Here is a 16,815-nt window from a genome sequence, read left to right as displayed (position 1 = left end):
GCGGTCTCTCCAAGGCGATATTCTCCGGACCTGATGACTGCGCCCGTTTGGTGAATTTCTTATAAGTCCTTGTAAGATAGAAAAAAAATCTAGCGTCCTAAATTGCTTGGATTGGAGTCGCGTTTGGGGCTGCCGCGACCGGGTTCGGAAGTTCTCAGGCCATTGCCCGCTCCAGTCTTTGCTTCCGAAGCTCCCAATCGGGCATCACCTTGTCGAGTAGCTCGAAGAATGCGGGGCCGTGATGTGGCTCGGCCACATGGCAAAGCTCGTGGGTGATGACATAGTCGATGGCGTCGACCGGCGCTTGCACGAGGCGGCGGTTCAGCAGCAAGCGTCCGGCCGGCGACATGGACCCCCATCGCTGCCGGGTCTGGCGTACGATGAGACCTTTCGGCCTGAATGCTTCGGGATCCGGGAACAGACCGAGGCAGAGTTCGATCCGCTCCGGAAACTTGATGTGGGCCCGATCGCGGTACCATGTCTCGACCAGTTCGCGTGTCACCTCCGGCCTGGTCGGCCGGTGAGTCTGCACGACAATGAAGCCGCGGATCAGCTTCACGCTTTCCTGGACATGCGGGACCACCTTCAGCCGGTACTGGCGCCCGAGGTAGAGATGGGTCTCACCGGCGACAAACCTGCGCTCCGGTGTTCTTGGAAGGAACTGGGCGAAGTACCGCTGCTGCCGCGTCACCCATCCCGCGCGCTTCCGCAGCTTGGCTTCTATGGCGTCGAGCGTCGCGTCCTCCGGGGCCGCGATCACCACCGAAGCATCCGGCTCGACAGCGATCTCTAGCGTCTTCCTCGGACGGCGGACGATCTCGTACCGGATCTCCTGCTCGCCGTACTTCAGGCAGTGCAGTTCCCGCGTCATGCCGCGAACCGGGCTCGGGCGAGGTCCATGATCTTGAGTTCGAGGTCGTCGAGCACCTCCACGGGCAGGTCGACTCCCCTCTCGTCACGCAGAACGTCGAAGAAGTAGTCATCGATGGCATTGCGCAGTTTGTTCTGGGCCACTTCGTTCGACCAGATGTCGACGATCAGGTGGGACTTGATGATGTCGATGATCTCCAGGGCGATGGATGCTGCTTCGTCGCCGGCCACCGGCTCATCGTCCTTGATCTTGAGCTGACCTTCCAGGACGCCGAAGAACGCCTGTGCATCCTCATCGCCCCGGATGCTTTCGGGAACATCCCGGCCGCGATCCTTGCGCGCGACCTTGCTCGCGAGGTCCACGACGCTGTTCAGGTATTCGCGCTCGGACAGCCGCTTCTCGCGGTAGGCGCGGATGGTCTCTTCGAGCAGCTCGGAGAACTGTTTGTAGAACGTCGGGTCCTCATCCATCTTCTCGGTGATCGCCCGCCGGGTCGCGCTGGCGATGCGATCGGCCCTCGAGGCCTCGGACACCCCCGTCTCTTCGACGACGGCCTTCAGCGCGTCGGGATCGTTGATGTTGACCACCGCGATGATGGTTTCCGCCGGCATTGCCACGACGTGGTCATCAAGGAGCTTCTGGATCTTCGGCTCGAACTCGCGGACATCGACCGTCTCCTGGTAGCGGAGCTGGACCGAGCGCTTGAGTTCGGAGAACTGCTTCCAGTCGCGTTTCAGGGCATCGACCTTGGCCTCGTCGAAGACATCGAACAGCTTGTCGGACGAGAGCGAGATGTGCAGGCAGCGGCTGAATGCCTTGAGGCGCGCGTAGAACTCGTGGCGCAGCGCCTCGTCGGCAAGGTGCTGCTCGAACTGCTCCATGTCCTTCTTGTTCCGAACCGGCTTGAAGAGGTCCCAGAGCTGGTCGTGAAGCTGGGGCAGCTTGCGGATCTCCTCCCGGATATCATGCACCGTCCCGGCAAGGTCGGCCGCCTCGTAACCTTCGAAGGCGCTATAGGTCGTCAGGGCACTGTCCAGCTCGCCCAGCAGCCCCTCGTAATCGACGATGAAGCCGAACTGCTTCTCCGTTCCGCCGTCCTCGTAGAGACGGTTCACGCGCGCAATCGCCTGCAGGAGATTGTGTTCCTTCAGGGACTTGCAGACGTAAAGCACCGCGTTCCGGGGCGCGTCGAAGCCGGTGAGGAGCTTGGAGACGACGATCAGGATCTCCGGATCGCCGGAGCCCTTGAAGCCATCGATGATCTGGCGGTTGTACTCCTCCTCGGTCTTGTACTTCGCCATCATCTGCGACCAGAAGCGGCGCACGAGGTCCTTGGACTCCTGGTCGACCTCCTCGTTGCCCTCGTTTTCGTCCGGCGGGGAGATGACAATCGCGCTCGAGACGTGGCCGATCTCGTCGAGAACCTCCTTGAAGCGGACGGCTGCGGCCTTCGAGGGGGCAACGAGCTGGGCCTTGAACCCAGTCCCCTGCCAGTGCTGGCGAAAGTGCTCGGAGATGTCGAAGGCCTTGGCTCGGATGGCCTGATCGGTCTTGGCCAGGGCGTCCATCCGGGAGAACTTGCGCTTCAGATCACGCTTCTGGTTCTCGGTCAGCCCCTCGCTGATCTTGTCGAACCAACGGTCGATAACGGCGCCCGAGACCTGCTGCTCAACGAGCCGTCCCTCGTAGAGCAGCGGCACGACAGCACCGTCGGCGACCGCCTCGTCGATGGCGTAGCGGTGGATCAGCCGCCCGAAGGTCGACAGCGTATTCTTCTCCTTCTTGAGCAGGGGCGTGCCGGTGAAGCCGAGGTAGCAGGCCTTCGGAAGGAGGCGGCGCATCTTGGCGGCGAATTGGCTGTGGCCGCCGTAGCGCCCCGTCTGCGTTCTATGGCTCTCGTCGACCAGCACGAAGATGTTCGGATCCTCGTCCATCAGCTTGCTGTTCTTCAGCGCCGTGTCGAACTTGTTGATGATCGTGGTGACCAGCGGAGCCTTGTCCTGGACGAGCTCCAGAAGGTGAGCCCCGCTCGTCGCGCGGACCGGCTCGAGGTCGCAGGACTTGAAGGTGTCCTTGATCTGCTTGTCGAGATCGTCGCGGTCCGTGACGATGATGATCCGCGGGTTCTCGATGCTGCGCTCGAGAGCGAGCGAGCGCCCCAGCATCACCATGGTCAGTGACTTCCCTGAACCCTGCGTGTGCCAGATCACGCCGCCCTTTCGGGCGCCGCTGACATCGTGCTGCTTGACCGTCTCGACGGCGCGGCGGATCCCGAAGAACTGCTGATGGCGCGCAACCTTGCGGACGCCGCCATCGAACACTGTGAAGCGGCGGATCAGATCGAGCAGCCGCTCGGGGCGGCAGAGTGCATAAACCGTCCGGTCCTGGGCCGTGACCGCGCGCTCGCCCTCGGCGGCCATCGCGTCGAAATAGGCGCGTGCATCCGCGAAGTCGCCGGAGAAGATGGCGTCCTTCTCCGCCACGGTGAGCACGCGGTTTGAGAAGGGCGCGATGGCCTCGTCGGTGTCTTCCTCGTCCCGCCAAGTTTGCCAGAACTTTCGCGGCGTGCCGACGGTTGCATAACGCGCCTCGTTCCGGTTCATGCCGATCAGCAGCTGCGCGAAGTGGAAGAGCTGCGGGATGTTGTCCTCGTTCTGGTAGCCGATCAGCTGGCTGTCCGCCTTCTTCAGGCTCTCGGTCGGCCGCTTGTTCTCGATCACGAGGATCGGGATGCCGTTCACGAACGCGACAATGTCACAACGCTTGGTCTGGCTCGACGCTGTCCTCTCGACCGAGAACTCGGCAGTGACATGGAAGACGTTGTTCTCCGGCCGCTCCCAATCGATGTAGCGGAACGAGTAGCTCTTCGAGTCGCCGTCGATGGACTTCGTGATCGTCGTGCCGAGGACGAGCGTGTCGTAGATGTCCTGATTGGTGCCGCGCAGACCCTTCAACCGATCTGGCGTGGGCTTGAGCCGCCGCATCGCCTCGTGCGCGTCCTCGAGGTCGAAGCCGTACTCGCGGCCCCGGTGCGTGAAGCGGTTGATGCGCATCAGCTGCTCAGCGAGCACGTCGTCCAGCACCACGTTCCGCAGCCGCCCGCCGCGGAGGCGCAGCGCTTCCTCCTGCGAGAGCGGGATGAACCCGAGCGCCACGAGCAGCTGCAGCGCCGGAACCTGGGACTGGTGTTTCTCGCGGGTATCGAACCCATGGCCTCGATCCATCACGCCCCCCACACCTCGGCGGATCCGGCATCGAAGAAAGCAACAGACAGCGGGACACGTTCATCACGGTGAGCCGCAAGGGCGTTCGCAGCCGACCTGATCGCCTTGTTACCATCACTATTGGGCTCGCCATAGAGACCGACGTAAATCTGCCCGATCTTGCCGCGAGCAATCTTTTTCAGGATGTGCTGATCGTTCTCGGCCAAACTATGCCCAAATATGAAGAGCGCATCATTCCTCTGACCCATTTGCGAGGAGAAGCTCTTGTATGAATGGTGCAAGTAAGCGCTATGCTTGATTTTAGCCAACTTCTGATTGCTTTTTCCCTCGGCGACAAAAAGCGGGAACTTGCGCGCACCCATGGCTTCGCGAGCTTGCTCAAGCAGGGGTTTTCCAGTGTTGACCCAAGTGTATTTTTGAAGCTCCGCACCAGCATCGAACAGGTGCAAAGCGCCGTGGAGGTAGTGAACGCGCTGTCCGTGCGCCCCGCTCTCGCCCATCCAGTTCACATATTCCGGCTCCGTGTCCTCGTCGCGCCCAAAGCCATCGTTTGCAGCAAGGCTGATGGGGTCGTCGAAACCCATGTCCTCATGCATCAAGGTCCAATAGAGCAGGAGGTCGTAGTTTAGGGTGTAGACCTTTCCGTCCTTGTTCTCGTCGCCAAGGAAGTGCGCCAGGAACCGGCGGCATGCCCAGAATTGCTCGTCGTTGATCTCATTCGGAATATTGGGGTGGTTGTTGGCCACTGTCTGAATGAGGATATCTTTCAGGGCTTCGGCATCCGCAGCCATTTGAGCGGCCGCCTCCGTTGCCTCCTTTGAATAGACGGGGACAACACGCGAAGCGTCCTCCAACATCTTGATGATATGCTCGAAGTCCGTCGTTCCGACTGCGTCAAATACGTCAGGCAAGCGGGGTGCCGTCGAAAAGTCGGCCTGCTCAAACAGAGAGCCGTACGTGAAGATTTTCGGACGACAGGCGATGCTGAAACCGTTTCCAAGCAACAAGTGCCGCTTCTTGAATTGCGCTGAATGCCCAATGGCTTCATCGAATGTCAGGAAGTCTGCCATGCGTCACCCTTTCGGCGGATAGGGATCTTTCCCATAGGTGTTCCGCTCACGGATCTTGCCGTCGCGGCCCTTGAGGAAGGCCTCCCCCTTGGTTTCAGCGGCCTTCCCGCGCGAATGCGCCCAGGCGTCGGACTGGGTGTCCGTGACCTTGCTGGCGCGCGTCGCGCCTTCGCGCTTGGACTCCCACTTCCCGTCCGGGCGCTGCTGGGTCCAGTAGTTCTTCTTATCCGGCATGTTCGGTCTCCTCGGTGGCTGCGGAGGGTTCGGAGGGGTCAAGCGGCACTCGCCATTCGCCCGTCAGGAGCTTCTGCATCAGGCCGCGCTTTTGCAGCGTGACGGCTTCGATCTCGCGCTCGGTCGCGGCCAGGTCGGCGCGCGCAGTGTTCAGGACGGCGGCGATGGCCTTTTGCTCGTCGAGTTGAGGCAAGGGCAGTTTCAGCGCGGCGAGGTCATCGTAGTAGGTCCGCTGACGGACGCTGCCCGAGCCGCCGCTGTTGATGTAGTGGGCCCACCAGGACGTCTTGCGCAGGTGGTCGAGGTAGTCGGCATCAAGCCCGTCCGCGTTGCAGGCGAAGACGACGTAGTCGGGACTGACCAGCACCTCGTCCTCGCGTTCGTTCATCGCGATGGAGCCGACGTTGATGCGCATCGGGTTGTAGGCGAAGGCGCGGGGCGGCAGGCGCTTGTAGCGGCTGATGTCGCCGGCGATGGTCTGTTCCCGCATGGGGACGACGCCTTCAGCCTTCGTGACGCCCATGACCAAATCGCGGCCAAGCCCTTTGGCCCCATTCCGCCTGGTCAGTTCGTGAGTCACTGCGCCAAGGCGCGTCGGCGCCCAGTTGCGCCGCTGGCCGTTCAGGCGGAGCTCTCCGAACAAGAGGGCTGCGCGAAGGCCGACGAGGCGCTGTTCCTTCAAGGCGCGGAGGACGGCAAGCTTTTCGATTGCCTGCCCCCAAGTTTCTAGGACGAAGGCAATACGACGCTGCTCAGCAATCGGAGGAAGAAGGATTTCGATGCCTTCGAGGTCAGGGCGATTGATTTTGGGAAGCCCGGTGCGGAATGATCTCGACGTTGCTTCTGAAACAAAGCGCTCTGAGATCAGTGTGAAAAATAGGAACCCGCGATCCGTATGGTTCTCATCAACCGGCCAAAGCGGGTACATATCCGCGCTACAAATTCCAGAGAAGTCTGGAAGTGCGACCTTGTTTAGGTTTGGACGGATCTTGGAGTACAAAATCGACGCGGCATCGAAGGCGTACTTGCCTGAAATCTGACCAAGTTCGCGCGCGGTCCTGAGTCCTTCCTTGTCTATGCCTCCACCGGACAGGAGGTTGTCCGGTCCGACGCTGATCATATCAGCGAACGGCTCCTTTTTGGGGTCGACCGGTCCGGAAGCAATCGTGACAACCGATCCGAATGGCACGCGAACCCAACCATTACGCATCGCTACGGCCCTTCTTCTCCGCCTTCGCAACGTCGGCGATGCGTTTCAGCTCTTCGAGGTCGTCCACCTCGGCCGCCACCTGCCGCGCGGCTTCCTTCCGCTTGGTGTCGAACGCGTCGTAGCGATCGTGAGCGATGCGCTTCGCGGCCTCCGCCGAGACGGAGCCGGCGCCCTGCAGCTTCGGCAGCTCGTTGGAGGTCAGGAAGGTGTCGAGCACCCCCTCCCATTCGGCCAGCCGCATGGTCTGCCGCCGTGTCGCCCGCAACTCGGCGGTGTTCAGGAAGGTCTCGACGATCAGGTTGAGCTCCCGGATCTCGGCCTCGCCGAGATAGTTCTTGGCCGTGCCGACGTCGGACTTGCGCAGGGGGCGCCCCTTGTCGGCGTTCTTCCAGGTCGTCAGCCCCATGTTCGGCTGATCGGGATTGGCTCGGGCGCGGATCAGCTCTCCCGCCGTGTGGCTTGTGACGGCGTAGAGCATCTTGTTCTGGATCGTTGCATAGAAGGTATTCACGGTCGGCGACTTGGCGTCGTAATCCTCGCTCAGGGCGAGGATGTCGCGGACCTTCTGATAGAACCGCGCCTCGGACGCCCGGATGTCGCGGATCCGCTCGAGCAGCTCGTCGAAGTAGTCCCAGGCGGGATCCTTCAGGCGCTCGTCGTTCATGACGAAGCCCTTGACGAGATACTCCTTCAGTGCCGAGGTCGCCCACCGGCGGAACTGAATTCCACGGGGACTGCGCACGCGATACCCGACCGCAAGGATCATCTCGAGCCGGTACACGGTCACCGACCGCTTCACCTGCCGTTTGCCCTCAGCTTGAACTGTCAAGTATTCCTTGACCGTTGACTCCTGGTCCAGCTCACCCTCGGCAAGGATGTTGCGCACGTGCAGGCTGATGTTCTGCTTCGTTGTCTGGAAGAGCTCCGCCATCTCCAACTGGCTGAGCCAGACAGTCCCATCGACGGCTCGGAACTGAATCTCCGCCTGACCGTCCTCGGTGTTGTAGAGGATGATTTCGCCATCAGACATCGACGCCGAGCTCCTTCAGATACCCGGCCATCTTCGCCCGGACGTCGGCAAGCTCCGCCTCGATCCGCACGATGTCCTTCTGCACGGCGGCGACGTCGATCTCCTCCTCCGGCTCGAACGTGTCGACGTAGCGGGGGATGTTGAGGTTGTAGCCGTTCTCGGCGATCTCCTCTGGGCTGGCCCGGTGCGAATACCGCTCGACTTCGGCGCGGGTGGCGTAGGTCTCCAGCACCCTGGCCACATGCGTCTCGTCCATCACGTTCTGGGTCTTGCCCGGCGTGAACTCCTTGCTGGCGTCGATGAACAGCACGTCGCGCCGGTCAGCGTTCGCGCCGCCTTCCTCGCGCGAACGGTCGAAGATCAGGATGGCGACCGGGATCCCGGTTGTGGTGAACAGGTTGGCGGGCAGGCCGACGACGGCGTCGAGCAGGTTTTCCTCGATCAGCTGCTGGCGGATGCGCCCCTCGGCCCCGCCCCGGAACAGCACGCCATGCGGCACGATCACTGCGACGCGGCCGGACTGCCGTTTGGCGATCTCGATCATGTGGGTGATGAAGGCGTAGTCGCCCTTGGACTTGGGCGGCACGCCGCGCCAGAAGCGCTTGTACTGGTCGCTGTCGGCATCCTCCGCGCCCCATTTGTCGAGTGAGAACGGCGGGTTGGCGAGCACCACGTCGAAGCGCATCAGGTGGTCGCCCTCGACCAGCGCGGGGCTGTTGAGCGTGTCGCACCATTCGATGCGGGCGGCGTCCTTGGCGTGCAGGAACATGTTCATGCGGGCCAGCGCCCACGTCGCCCCGTTCACTTCCTGCCCGTAAAGGGCGAAGTTCTCGGATCCGACCTCCTGCGAGGCCTGGATCAGCAGCGAGCCGGAGCCGCAGGCGGGGTCGCATATCGTATTGCCGGGCTGCGGCGCCGCCAGTTTGGCGAGCAGGCGCGAGACGGCGGTGGGCGTGTAGAACTCGCCCGCCTTCTTCCCGGCGTCCGAGGCGAAGCGCGAGATCAGGTAGATGTAGCACTCGCCGATGATGTCCTCGGTCACCCGCGACGGGCGCAGGTCGAGCGCAGGCTTGGCGAAGTCCTCGAGGAGGTTCTTGAGACGGCGGTTGCGATCCTTCGGGCGGCCGAGGTTGGCCTCGGAGTTGAAGTCGATGTTGCGGAAGACGCCCTCGAGCTTGGCCCGGTTCGCGTCCTCGATCTTCTCCAGCGCGATGTTGATCAGCTCGCCGATATTGGCCTCGTTCCGCTGGGCGTAGAGGTCGTAGAAGCTTGCGCCCTCGGGCAGGATGAAACGCTCGCGCTCGAGGCGCCGGCGAATGCGGGCCTCGTCGTCGCCATACTGCTTGCGGTAGGTTTCGAGATGGTCGTTCCAGAGGTCCGAAATGTACTTCAGGAACAACATGACGAGGATGTAGTCCTTGTACTGGCCGGCATCGACGGCGCCCCGGAAGGTGTCGCAGGCCGCCCAGGCGGTTTGATTGATCTGCTGTTGGGTAATCTGATCGGTCATCAGGCAATTTCCTTCTGGTCGGCGGCCTTCGCTGCATCGCCGAGAATGGCGCTTACGAGTTCTTCGCGGCGAGCGGCGAGTTGACGGAGCAGCTGCCCCTCCTGCCGGGCGAGGGCGTCGAGTTCGACGATACGTTTCTGCGTGGGCAGGTCGGGCACGGCGATCTCGAGGTTCTCGAGGACCGCCATGGGAATCATTCTGAGGCTTGTGCCCTGCGCTTCCGCGCCGAGCCTGCGCTGCGCGTCGGGCTGGTTAATGGCCCATGCCACGTATTCGGGGAGAACGCGGTCCCTGTCGGGGCGAACGATCACCAACGGGACAATGACCACGACGGGCTCCGGCAGCGAAGCGGGAATGGCCACCGCGGCGTTCGGCTCGCCACGCGATCGAAAGACGACCTCGCCGCCGCGGACGAAGTATCGGTCGGACAGCTTGTCCAGGTCGTACCTCTGGAAGTCCGGTCCTGGCGCTTCACCGTTCGTTCCGATGTCTCGCAGCTGAAGCGCCGGCACGCCACCCTCCGACAGCGGATCGAGCCTGCCGCGCGCCGTGTAGCCGGAGTGAATGTCCGAGAGCTCCGCGAGCCGCATGAAAGAATCCTCTGTAAGGCGATTTACAGAGATCTATGCGAGCCCGTCCCTCGAGTCAATCCTTCAAAGCGCAGTTTTCTTCCTACAGAGAAAAATGCAGCGCCTGATGCTGCCATGTGAGCGGGAACGGCTCCAGCACCTGCGCGAGCGTCACCTCCGGCCCCTGCTTCCCGTCCAGGATCGCGTCGATGATGTCAGGCGCGAGCAGCGTGAGCCGTAGGACGCGGGTCATGTAGGAGGGCGCGATGCCCTCTCGTTCGGCCAGTTCGGCGATGGTGGCGTATTCGCCCGACTCGAGCATCCGCTTCCATCGGAACGCACGGGCCAGCGCCTTGACCAGTGTGCTGTCAGTCCGCTGCGATTGCGTGGCGCCCTCGGGCAACTGCATCTCCTTCTTCCCGCCACGCTTCACGATCCGGAACGGGACGTGGAGCGTTACAGTCTCCGGGATCGGCGTGCTGCGGTTCATGCGGCCGCCTCGATGCCGCCGGCCAGCATCTCGCGCGCGAGGCTGCCGAGCCCGTCGACGCGCAGGCGCACGTTGAGCCCGTCCGTACCGATGTCCACACGCTCGACCAACAGCGCCACGATGCGCGCCTGTTCGGCCGGGAAAAGCTCGTCCCACATCGGATCGAGCTGCTGCAGGGCCGCGCGGGTATCGGCCTCGGTGATGTCGTCGGCGTGGGCGCGCGCGGCCTTCCACGTGCCCGCCACGATCTCGGGTTGGCGAAACACGGCGCGCAGCTGGTCGATGATTGCCGCCTCAATCTCCCCTGCCGGTAAGCGTCCAACAGGACACGAACCCGCACCATGCTTAAGCACCGTCTGGCTTACGTAGTAGCGGTAGAGCTTTTCGCCCTTGCGGGTGTGCGTCGGGGAGAAGGCCGCGCCGTCGGGTCCAAACAGCAGACCCTTCAGCAGTGCCGGCGACTCGGCGCGTGTTCGCATCGCCCGCTTGCGCGGGCTCTCCTGCAGAATGGCGTGGACGCGATCCCACGTCTCGCGGTCGATGATCGCGTCGTGCTCGCCGGGATAGCTGTCGCCCTTATGGACCGCATCGCCGATGTAGGCGCGGTTGCTCAGCATCCGGTAAATGTATTTCTTGTCGATCCGGTTGCCCCGTGGCGTGCGGATACCGCGCTTCGCGACCTCGCGTGCCAGTTCCGTCCCGGATCCGATCTCGAGGAATCGACCGAAGATCCAGCGGACATGCTCGGCGGCTTCGTCGTCGATCACCAGCTTCCGGTTCTGGACCCGATAGCCGTAGGGCGGCACCCCGCCCATCCACATGCCCTTCTTTCGGCTGGCGGCGACCTTGTCGCGGATGCGCTCGGCCGTGACCTCCCGCTCGAACTGGGCGAAGGACAGCAGAATGTTCAGCGTCAGCCGGCCCATGGACGTGGTGGTGTTGAACGACTGCGTCACGGAGACGAAGGTTACGCCGTTCCGGTCGAACACTTCGACCAGCTTAGCAAAGTCGGCGAGCGAGCGGCTGAGGCGGTCGATCTTGTAGACCACGACCACATCGACCAGCCCATCCTCGATATCGGCCATCAGGCGCTTGAGGCCTGGGCGTTCCAGCGTGCCGCCCGAGATGCCGCCGTCATCATACTGATCGCGGACCAGCACCCAGCCCTCCGAGCGCTGGCTGGCGATGTAGGATTCGCAGGCCTCGCGCTGGGCATGCAGGCTGTTGAACTCCTGCTCCAGCCCTTCCTCGGAGGATTTCCGAGTGTAGATCGCGCACCGGAGTTTCCGGACCATTCCTGATTTCGCAGGGGCCTTCGTCATGTCCGCGCCCTCCGGTTCTTCAGCCCAAAGAACACCCACCCATTCCAGCGCGTGCCCGTGATGGCGCGCGCGATAGCGGACAGCGACTTGTACGGCCGCCCCTGCCATTCGAAGCCGTCGGCGGTGACGGTGACGATGTACTCGACACCTTGCCACTCGCGGAGCAGCCGCGTGCCGGTGATGGGGCGGTCACGGTCGAGGCGCATGCCGCGCTTCTTCTTGTCACCGCCGTCGAGTTCCTTGCCCAGCCGTTCCAGCCGCCGGATCGTCTCCGGCTTCAGCCCGCCATAGGCGAGCTCCTGGATACGATAGGCCAGCCGGCTCTCCAGGTAACGCCGGTTGAACGGCGGCGGTTCGCTGTCGAACAGATCGCGCCACTGCGCCTTCAGTTCCGGCGTCGTGGCGGTTTTCAGCGCAGCCAGGCGCGCGAGAATTGGATCGTGGGTCGTCATGCGGGTCTCCGGTGAGTTGGAGTTGCATGACGGCATCGGTCGGCCGGAGAGTGTAGGCGAATTTCTCCAGTATCGTCAGAAGGTTCGCCCTGTTCCCGCAGCTGCAGGCGGACCAGCCCGAGCGCCAGCAGGCCGCACAGTTCGCCGCGGCGCTCGGCGGGAGTCATCTGGTCGGGCGGCAGCGGGTTTGAACCCCGCTGTGGATTTGTCGGCACGTTTCGCATGGGGGAAACGCTACCCGCACACCCTCCGAAAACAATCGGATTCAAAGGCTTATGGGAGTCCCGCGTAAGCCTGCGCAGAGGATAGGAACCGGCGGAGCCTCAGTGACGAATCGCCGGCGCGACCTGGGCATCGGTGTCGAGAACCAGCGCCGATCTCCAGAGCGGCGTCTTCATGAACACCGCCTCCTCGAAGCGATAGCTAGCCGTGCCGCGTCCCTGCTGTAGCAGCCCCGCCCAGCAGAGCGGGCGCAGCACCTGGATGTAGAGCTGGCCCATCACCTCGTCGTAGCGCGGCAACGGCCCCATCTCGGGTTCTCCGAAGAGCACGCGGCGAAGGTGGGCGCCGGTGGCGCCGTTCTCGGACTCGACGTTGAGCACGTTCAGGAAAACGTCCCAGTTGCCCAGGATCGGCGCGTCGTCGAACCGCGACATGCTGGCGTGGTTGATCCGGAACAGGAAGAACGGGACGACCGTGCCGAAAATCCGACCGGGATGGCCCGCCAGTGCCTGGCCAGCCTTGGTTGGCCGGAATTCGCCCTTGTAGTGCCGCCCGAGCTTCATCGCGATCATCAGGTCGTGAAGCACCATCAGCGGGGCGAAGTCGGGCTCGTTCAGCACCTTGTTGACGGCGAAGAGGTCCGCCTCGGTGTGGCCGGGCCAGTCGAACTCGGCCGCGGCCCAGTGCACGAAGACCCGCTTGAAGGCCCTGGACGGCGTCAGGGAAATGCCGCCATGCTCGTCTACCCAGGCGAAGGTCTTCTCCATCCCGCGCACCAGCGGCGAGAACACCAGCGCCGGATCGGCATCATCGACCTCGCGGAACGCAATCACCTCAGATCTCCCGCGCGAACCAACGGATGCGGCCGACGATGTGGATCTCGTCGGCCGTTCTTTCGTATTCGGGGTAGTGCTTGTTGTCGGAGATGACGCGCACCGCGGGCGGGTCGCTGTTGGGGATGTGCTCGAGCCGCTTGGCGACCAGCCCCATCCCGTCATCCAGCACGAAGATGCCGGGCGGGTTGGGCGCACGCCGGGTCATGTCGACCAGCACCGCGTCGCCGCTCAGCAGCGTCGGCGCCATGCTGTCGCCCTCCACATGCATGATCCGCAGCTGCGACGGGCTGGCCTTGAGGCTGTTCCGGATCCAGGAGCGGCGGAAGTGGTAGACGCGACCGGGCGTGTCGCCGTCCTCGGTCACGACCGCGCCGCCGCCCATTGCCGGGCGCGGGGTGGCATGGGCGATGGCCACGAAGGCGTCGTCAGGATTGTCCAAGAAGGGGGGCTTCCCTTCCACCTCGCCGATGCCATGGATCAGCCAGTCGCGATCCACTTTCAGCACGCGGGCGACCTCGGCCAGCCGGTCTATGCCAGGTCGGGCTGAACGGCCACGGAGGATGTCGTAGACGAACGAACGGTTCACGCCGGCCATCTCGGCGACGTGGGCGGGACTGATGCCGAGCTGGTTGGCCCGGGCTCTGAGGCGGTCGGAAAGCGTGTGGTGCTCGGTCATGTCATCCCCACCCAACTGTGGATGAAATAGGATAAAATCGGATTGATCGAAGCCCGTCAAGCGAATAAGAACAGAAGGTAAACATCTTACACGGGAATCGGGGCGGAGGGCAGTGAATGCACATCGATAAATTGTACTTCACGCTCCCCGAGATCCTCGAGCGCTGGCAGATCACCGAGGCCGACCTGATCTACCTTGCTGAGAACGACAAGCTCCGCCTGTCGGTGCGCGTGTTCGGCGTGCCGATCGAGTTCGGCGACTACGAGGAAGCCGCCGACGGCGAATCCTACCGAGTGCCGTGGGAGCAAAGCCACTACAGCGGCCTGCTCGATCTCCATGCCCGCGACGTGTTCCAGCTTTTCCGATGCGGCGAGGTCCATCTCGACAGCTTTCGGACGCCGAAGGCCGACTACGCGACGACCTGGGGCGATGCGCAGCCTGTCCTCGTCATGATCGGTGATCTGCTCCTAAGACGCGATGAACGCGACCGTTTCGAGATCGAGACTGGGTTCTCGCCCGGCGGACAGCCGATTGAGGAGGCCACCTTCATCCACTCAGCCGACTACTTCGAGGTTCGCTACAATGGATGCCGGTTCAAGCTTGGCCCGATCCAGGCGGAAGTCGTGCGCGCGCTGCACGAGGCCGCGCAGGCTGGAGAGCCCTGGCAGAACGGCAAGGCGATCCTGTCGCGCGCCGGCTCGAAGAGCCTACGCATGGCCGACGTCTTCAAGTCGCAGAAGGACTGGCGGCATCTGATCCGCTCAGACCGGCGCGGCGGCTACCGTCTGAATCTCGACTGACGGATCCCCCTCCGCCCGGTCCCCTGTGGGATCGGGAGGGGGACGAGTGAGGGATGGTGGGGGATGACGGGCCCCGCCGGCCGCCAAACGTCAGTCCTGCAAGGGCCGACTGATCCCCCTCCGCATCCCCCGCCGATCCTGACGACATCCCACAGCGGAATTTCGCATGGTCTCCTCGACAACGAGAGGAGACACCGATGCTGCAGAGGCATTGCCTGAACCAGAAGGAGCTGGCCCGGCGCTGGGGGATCTCCCACCGGACGCTGGAACGCTGGCGCTACAACGGCCAGGGGCCGGCCTTCCTCAAGCTCGGCGGACGCGTGCTCTACCGGCTCGCCGATATCGAAGCCTTCGAGCAGAGCCAGCTGCAGCGTGCCCTGAAAATCAGCGAGGCGGTCGCGCGCGTCGGTCATTCGCCCCGTCGGCTGACCGCTGACCCCGCGCGGGCCGCACGGGTATGCTGATGGTCGCCGCAACCCCGATCGGCGCCCGCGTGGCGACGCCGAAGCTCACCGATGTCGAGCTCTATGCCTGGATCGCACAGGCCGAGGCTGGCGCCCGGATCGAGTATCACCGCGGCTTTCTCGGGATCGACGTCACGCCGGTGATCTCGACCCTGCCGGAGCCCGAGCGCCGCCAGCTCGCCGACCTCGGTCAGGCCGCGCTGGGCGCCTTCGAGAAGGGCCTCGTCCACCTCGTGCAGGAGCGCGTGGGCCCCGATCGCTTCGCCTACATCGCCGTCGCGCGACCCAGACCCAGAGCCGCCAACGCCTCGCTCTCGGCGCTGCTCCTCGAAGAGCGCGCCGCGTGATGGCCCTGCCATTCCCTTCCAACGGAGACCCCGCCATGCCGCACCCCAACAATGCCCCCCGCTTCGACGATCTCGAAGGTCTCGCCATCGGCGACATCGCGGCGTTGCCGCCCGAGATGCTGCTGGATCTGCAGACGACGGCGCTCGCCGAGACTGCCCGCGTGAAGCGGCTGCGGGACCGGCTCGAGGCCGGGATCGCGCAACGCTACGAGGGCGCCGCCGCGGCCGAGCGGACCGCGCAGGGGAAGACCAGCGGCACCGTGAGGGTCGAGGACGAGGGTGTCGTGGTTGTCGCGGACCTGCCGAAGAAGGTTTCCTGGGATCAGGACCGGCTTGCCGCCATGGCCGAGCGCATCCGCGCCGCGGGCGACGATCCCACCGAGTATCTCGAGATCGCCTATCGCGTTCCCGAGCGGCGCTTCGGCGCCTGGCCCGCGGCGATGCGCGAGGGCTTCGCGGACGCGCGCAGCGAAACCACCGGCAAACCCGTCTTCCGGCTCGAGGCTCGAGACCGGTGACGCGCGGCGGCGGGACGCCCGGTCGGCAACGCCGGGCAGGTTCCCCTTCGGCACCCGGTCACCCCCGCCGCCGCGCACCCTGAATGCAACTCCCGGAGAACCCCATGGCCTTCCGCATCATCACCGCCGACGAACGGCTCTCGGCCGCCGAGAACAAGACGTCCCTCGCCATCTTCGGTCCGCCCGGCGTCGGCAAGACGACGCTCCTGAAATCGCTGCCCGCCGAGGAGACCGTCTGCCTCGACCTCGAGGCCGGTATGAAGTCGGTGCAGGACTGGCGCGGGGACTCGATCCCGGTGCGCAGCTTCACCGATTTCCGCGACCTCGCCGTGCTGATCGGCGGCCACGATCCGGCCCAGCATCCGAAGTCCTGGTACGGCGCCGAGTATCACGCCTGGCTGCAGCAGCAGTATCTCGGCACCGGCATCGAGGACTTCCTCGCCCGGAAGCGGATCGTTTTCGTTGACTCGATCACCGACCTGACTCGGCAGGCCATGGCCTATGCCCGCCAGCAGCCGGAGGCCTTCTCCGAGCGGACCGGCAAGCCCGATATCCGCGGCGCCTACGGGCTGCTCGGTCGCGAGGTAATCCAGGCGCTCAAGCACCTCCAGCATGCCCGCGGCAAGACGGTGATCTTCGTCGGCGTGCTCGAGAAGGTCACCGACGAGTTCGGCGCGACGACATGGCAGCCGCAGATGGAGGGCACGAAGGCCGGGCGCGAGTTACCGGGGATCGTCGACCAGGTGGTCTCGATGCAACTCTTCGGCCGCGACGCCAAGGGCGACTGGACCCTCGACGATACCTCCGCCGAGCGCCGCCTCGTCTGCCGCTCCGGCAACCCCTGGGGCCTTCCCGCCAAGGACCGCTCCGGCCGCCTCGATACCACCGAGCCGCCCGATCTCGGGGCGCTGATCGCGAAGATCGACGGCCGCGCCCCGGCCCACACCGCCACCCCTTCCTGATCCAGACG

The 16,815-nt window shown here is 64.1% G+C and carries 18 protein-coding genes; 5 read left to right on the top strand and 13 right to left on the bottom strand.

Annotated features, from left to right (window positions below; translation table 11 throughout):
* Window positions 1-154 precede the first annotated feature (154 nt).
* From E3U26_RS03740 to E3U26_RS03680, 13 genes are all read right to left on the bottom strand, one after another.
* A complete protein-coding gene (locus E3U26_RS03740; RefSeq protein WP_499105508.1) occupies window positions 155-871 on the bottom strand; it encodes a M48 family metallopeptidase in 717 nt (238 codons plus the stop codon).
* The gene (locus E3U26_RS03735; protein WP_499105507.1) at window positions 868-4,095 is read right to left on the bottom strand and encodes a type I restriction endonuclease subunit R; all 3,228 of its coding nucleotides are present in this window, start codon (window positions 4,093-4,095) and stop codon (window positions 868-870) included. The genes E3U26_RS03740 and E3U26_RS03735 overlap by 4 nt, the downstream gene beginning before the upstream one ends.
* The gene (locus E3U26_RS03730; RefSeq protein WP_499105506.1) at window positions 4,095-5,165 is read right to left on the bottom strand and encodes a DUF4917 family protein; all 1,071 of its coding nucleotides are present in this window, start codon (window positions 5,163-5,165) and stop codon (window positions 4,095-4,097) included. Before E3U26_RS03730 ends, E3U26_RS03735 begins: the two co-directional genes overlap by 1 nt.
* A 3-nt stretch (window positions 5,166-5,168) precedes the next feature.
* Window positions 5,169-5,399, bottom strand: coding sequence for a DUF2188 domain-containing protein (locus E3U26_RS03725; protein ID WP_413852216.1), 231 nt, complete (start codon window positions 5,397-5,399; stop codon window positions 5,169-5,171).
* Window positions 5,389-6,609 (bottom strand): restriction endonuclease subunit S, encoded by a 1,221-nt coding sequence (locus E3U26_RS03720; RefSeq protein WP_499105505.1) that lies wholly within the window; start codon window positions 6,607-6,609, stop codon window positions 5,389-5,391. The genes E3U26_RS03725 and E3U26_RS03720 overlap by 11 nt, the downstream gene beginning before the upstream one ends.
* Window positions 6,602-7,639 (bottom strand): virulence RhuM family protein, encoded by a 1,038-nt coding sequence (locus tag E3U26_RS03715; protein ID WP_499105504.1) that lies wholly within the window; start codon window positions 7,637-7,639, stop codon window positions 6,602-6,604. The genes E3U26_RS03720 and E3U26_RS03715 overlap by 8 nt, the downstream gene beginning before the upstream one ends.
* Window positions 7,632-9,149, bottom strand: a complete 1,518-nt coding sequence (locus tag E3U26_RS03710; RefSeq protein WP_499105503.1) for a type I restriction-modification system subunit M — start codon at window positions 9,147-9,149, stop codon at window positions 7,632-7,634. The genes E3U26_RS03715 and E3U26_RS03710 overlap by 8 nt, the downstream gene beginning before the upstream one ends.
* Window positions 9,149-9,739, bottom strand: a complete 591-nt coding sequence (locus E3U26_RS03705) for a restriction endonuclease subunit S domain-containing protein (RefSeq protein ID WP_499105502.1) — start codon at window positions 9,737-9,739, stop codon at window positions 9,149-9,151. Before E3U26_RS03705 ends, E3U26_RS03710 begins: the two co-directional genes overlap by 1 nt.
* 82 nt (window positions 9,740-9,821) lie before the next feature.
* Window positions 9,822-10,208, bottom strand: a complete 387-nt coding sequence (locus E3U26_RS03700) for a bacteriophage-like protein (protein WP_041375641.1) — start codon at window positions 10,206-10,208, stop codon at window positions 9,822-9,824.
* Window positions 10,205-11,530: a recombinase family protein gene (locus E3U26_RS03695; RefSeq protein ID WP_499105501.1), complete on the bottom strand. Its 1,326-nt coding sequence runs from the start codon at window positions 11,528-11,530 to the stop codon at window positions 10,205-10,207. The genes E3U26_RS03700 and E3U26_RS03695 overlap by 4 nt, the downstream gene beginning before the upstream one ends.
* Window positions 11,527-11,982 (bottom strand): DUF2924 domain-containing protein, encoded by a 456-nt coding sequence (locus E3U26_RS03690; RefSeq protein WP_499105500.1) that lies wholly within the window; start codon window positions 11,980-11,982, stop codon window positions 11,527-11,529. Before E3U26_RS03690 ends, E3U26_RS03695 begins: the two co-directional genes overlap by 4 nt.
* Window positions 11,983-12,305: 323 nt before the next feature.
* The gene (locus tag E3U26_RS03685; RefSeq protein ID WP_134727203.1) at window positions 12,306-13,037 is read right to left on the bottom strand and encodes a hypothetical protein; all 732 of its coding nucleotides are present in this window, start codon (window positions 13,035-13,037) and stop codon (window positions 12,306-12,308) included.
* Between the two features lies 1 nt (window position 13,038).
* Window positions 13,039-13,716 (bottom strand): LexA family transcriptional regulator, encoded by a 678-nt coding sequence (locus E3U26_RS03680; RefSeq protein WP_134727204.1) that lies wholly within the window; start codon window positions 13,714-13,716, stop codon window positions 13,039-13,041.
* A 116-nt stretch (window positions 13,717-13,832) separates the two neighbouring features.
* Between E3U26_RS03680 and E3U26_RS03675 the strand changes: the two genes are divergently transcribed.
* The 5 genes from E3U26_RS03675 to E3U26_RS03655 all read left to right on the top strand — a co-directional run bounded on the left by E3U26_RS03675 (window position 13,833) and on the right by E3U26_RS03655 (window position 16,807).
* Window positions 13,833-14,516, top strand: a complete 684-nt coding sequence (locus tag E3U26_RS03675; protein WP_499105499.1) for a hypothetical protein — start codon at window positions 13,833-13,835, stop codon at window positions 14,514-14,516.
* Between the two features lie 197 nt (window positions 14,517-14,713).
* Window positions 14,714-14,980: a helix-turn-helix transcriptional regulator gene (locus E3U26_RS03670; protein ID WP_094022092.1), complete on the top strand. Its 267-nt coding sequence runs from the start codon at window positions 14,714-14,716 to the stop codon at window positions 14,978-14,980.
* A complete protein-coding gene (locus E3U26_RS03665; RefSeq protein WP_245758743.1) occupies window positions 14,980-15,327 on the top strand; it encodes a hypothetical protein in 348 nt (115 codons plus the stop codon). The genes E3U26_RS03670 and E3U26_RS03665 overlap by 1 nt, the downstream gene beginning before the upstream one ends.
* A gap of 35 nt (window positions 15,328-15,362) precedes the next feature.
* A complete protein-coding gene (locus E3U26_RS03660) occupies window positions 15,363-15,845 on the top strand; it encodes a hypothetical protein (protein WP_499105498.1) in 483 nt (160 codons plus the stop codon).
* A 104-nt stretch (window positions 15,846-15,949) separates the two neighbouring features.
* Window positions 15,950-16,807 carry an ATP-binding protein gene (locus E3U26_RS03655; RefSeq protein WP_499105497.1) on the top strand — a complete coding sequence of 286 codons (858 nt, stop codon included), beginning with the start codon at window positions 15,950-15,952 and terminating at the stop codon, window positions 16,805-16,807.
* Window positions 16,808-16,815: the final 8 nt, after the last annotated feature.

This window comes from Paracoccus ferrooxidans (assembly GCF_029909815.1).
GTDB classification, from domain to species: domain Bacteria; phylum Pseudomonadota; class Alphaproteobacteria; order Rhodobacterales; family Rhodobacteraceae; genus Paracoccus; species Paracoccus versutus.
Note: the sequence above shows the minus strand (reverse complement) of the source record. Positions and strands in the feature narration are given on the sequence as shown.

What these genes read in the sequence shown, in the direction of transcription:
- E3U26_RS03720 (WP_499105505.1), bottom strand. Translation starts at nt 6,609, where the DNA reads ATGCGTAATGGTTGGGTTCGCGTGCCATTCGGATCGGTTGTCACGATT.
- E3U26_RS03710 (WP_499105503.1), bottom strand. Translation starts at nt 9,149, where the DNA reads ATGACCGATCAGATTACCCAACAGCAGATCAATCAAACCGCCTGGGCG.
- E3U26_RS03740 (WP_499105508.1), bottom strand. Translation starts at nt 871, where the DNA reads ATGACGCGGGAACTGCACTGCCTGAAGTACGGCGAGCAGGAGATCCGG.
- E3U26_RS03730 (WP_499105506.1), bottom strand. Translation starts at nt 5,165, where the DNA reads ATGGCAGACTTCCTGACATTCGATGAAGCCATTGGGCATTCAGCGCAA.
- E3U26_RS03725 (WP_413852216.1), bottom strand. Translation starts at nt 5,399, where the DNA reads ATGCCGGATAAGAAGAACTACTGGACCCAGCAGCGCCCGGACGGGAAG.
- E3U26_RS03665 (WP_245758743.1), top strand. Translation starts at nt 14,980, where the DNA reads ATGGTCGCCGCAACCCCGATCGGCGCCCGCGTGGCGACGCCGAAGCTC.
- E3U26_RS03655 (WP_499105497.1), top strand. Translation starts at nt 15,950, where the DNA reads ATGGCCTTCCGCATCATCACCGCCGACGAACGGCTCTCGGCCGCCGAG.
- E3U26_RS03715 (WP_499105504.1), bottom strand. Translation starts at nt 7,639, where the DNA reads ATGTCTGATGGCGAAATCATCCTCTACAACACCGAGGACGGTCAGGCG.
- E3U26_RS03690 (WP_499105500.1), bottom strand. Translation starts at nt 11,982, where the DNA reads ATGACGACCCACGATCCAATTCTCGCGCGCCTGGCTGCGCTGAAAACC.
- E3U26_RS03660 (WP_499105498.1), top strand. Translation starts at nt 15,363, where the DNA reads ATGCCGCACCCCAACAATGCCCCCCGCTTCGACGATCTCGAAGGTCTC.
- E3U26_RS03680 (WP_134727204.1), bottom strand. Translation starts at nt 13,716, where the DNA reads ATGACCGAGCACCACACGCTTTCCGACCGCCTCAGAGCCCGGGCCAAC.
- E3U26_RS03735 (WP_499105507.1), bottom strand. Translation starts at nt 4,095, where the DNA reads ATGGATCGAGGCCATGGGTTCGATACCCGCGAGAAACACCAGTCCCAG.
- E3U26_RS03705 (WP_499105502.1), bottom strand. Translation starts at nt 9,739, where the DNA reads ATGCGGCTCGCGGAGCTCTCGGACATTCACTCCGGCTACACGGCGCGC.
- E3U26_RS03700 (WP_041375641.1), bottom strand. Translation starts at nt 10,208, where the DNA reads ATGAACCGCAGCACGCCGATCCCGGAGACTGTAACGCTCCACGTCCCG.
- E3U26_RS03675 (WP_499105499.1), top strand. Translation starts at nt 13,833, where the DNA reads ATGCACATCGATAAATTGTACTTCACGCTCCCCGAGATCCTCGAGCGC.
- E3U26_RS03695 (WP_499105501.1), bottom strand. Translation starts at nt 11,530, where the DNA reads ATGACGAAGGCCCCTGCGAAATCAGGAATGGTCCGGAAACTCCGGTGC.
- E3U26_RS03670 (WP_094022092.1), top strand. Translation starts at nt 14,714, where the DNA reads ATGCTGCAGAGGCATTGCCTGAACCAGAAGGAGCTGGCCCGGCGCTGG.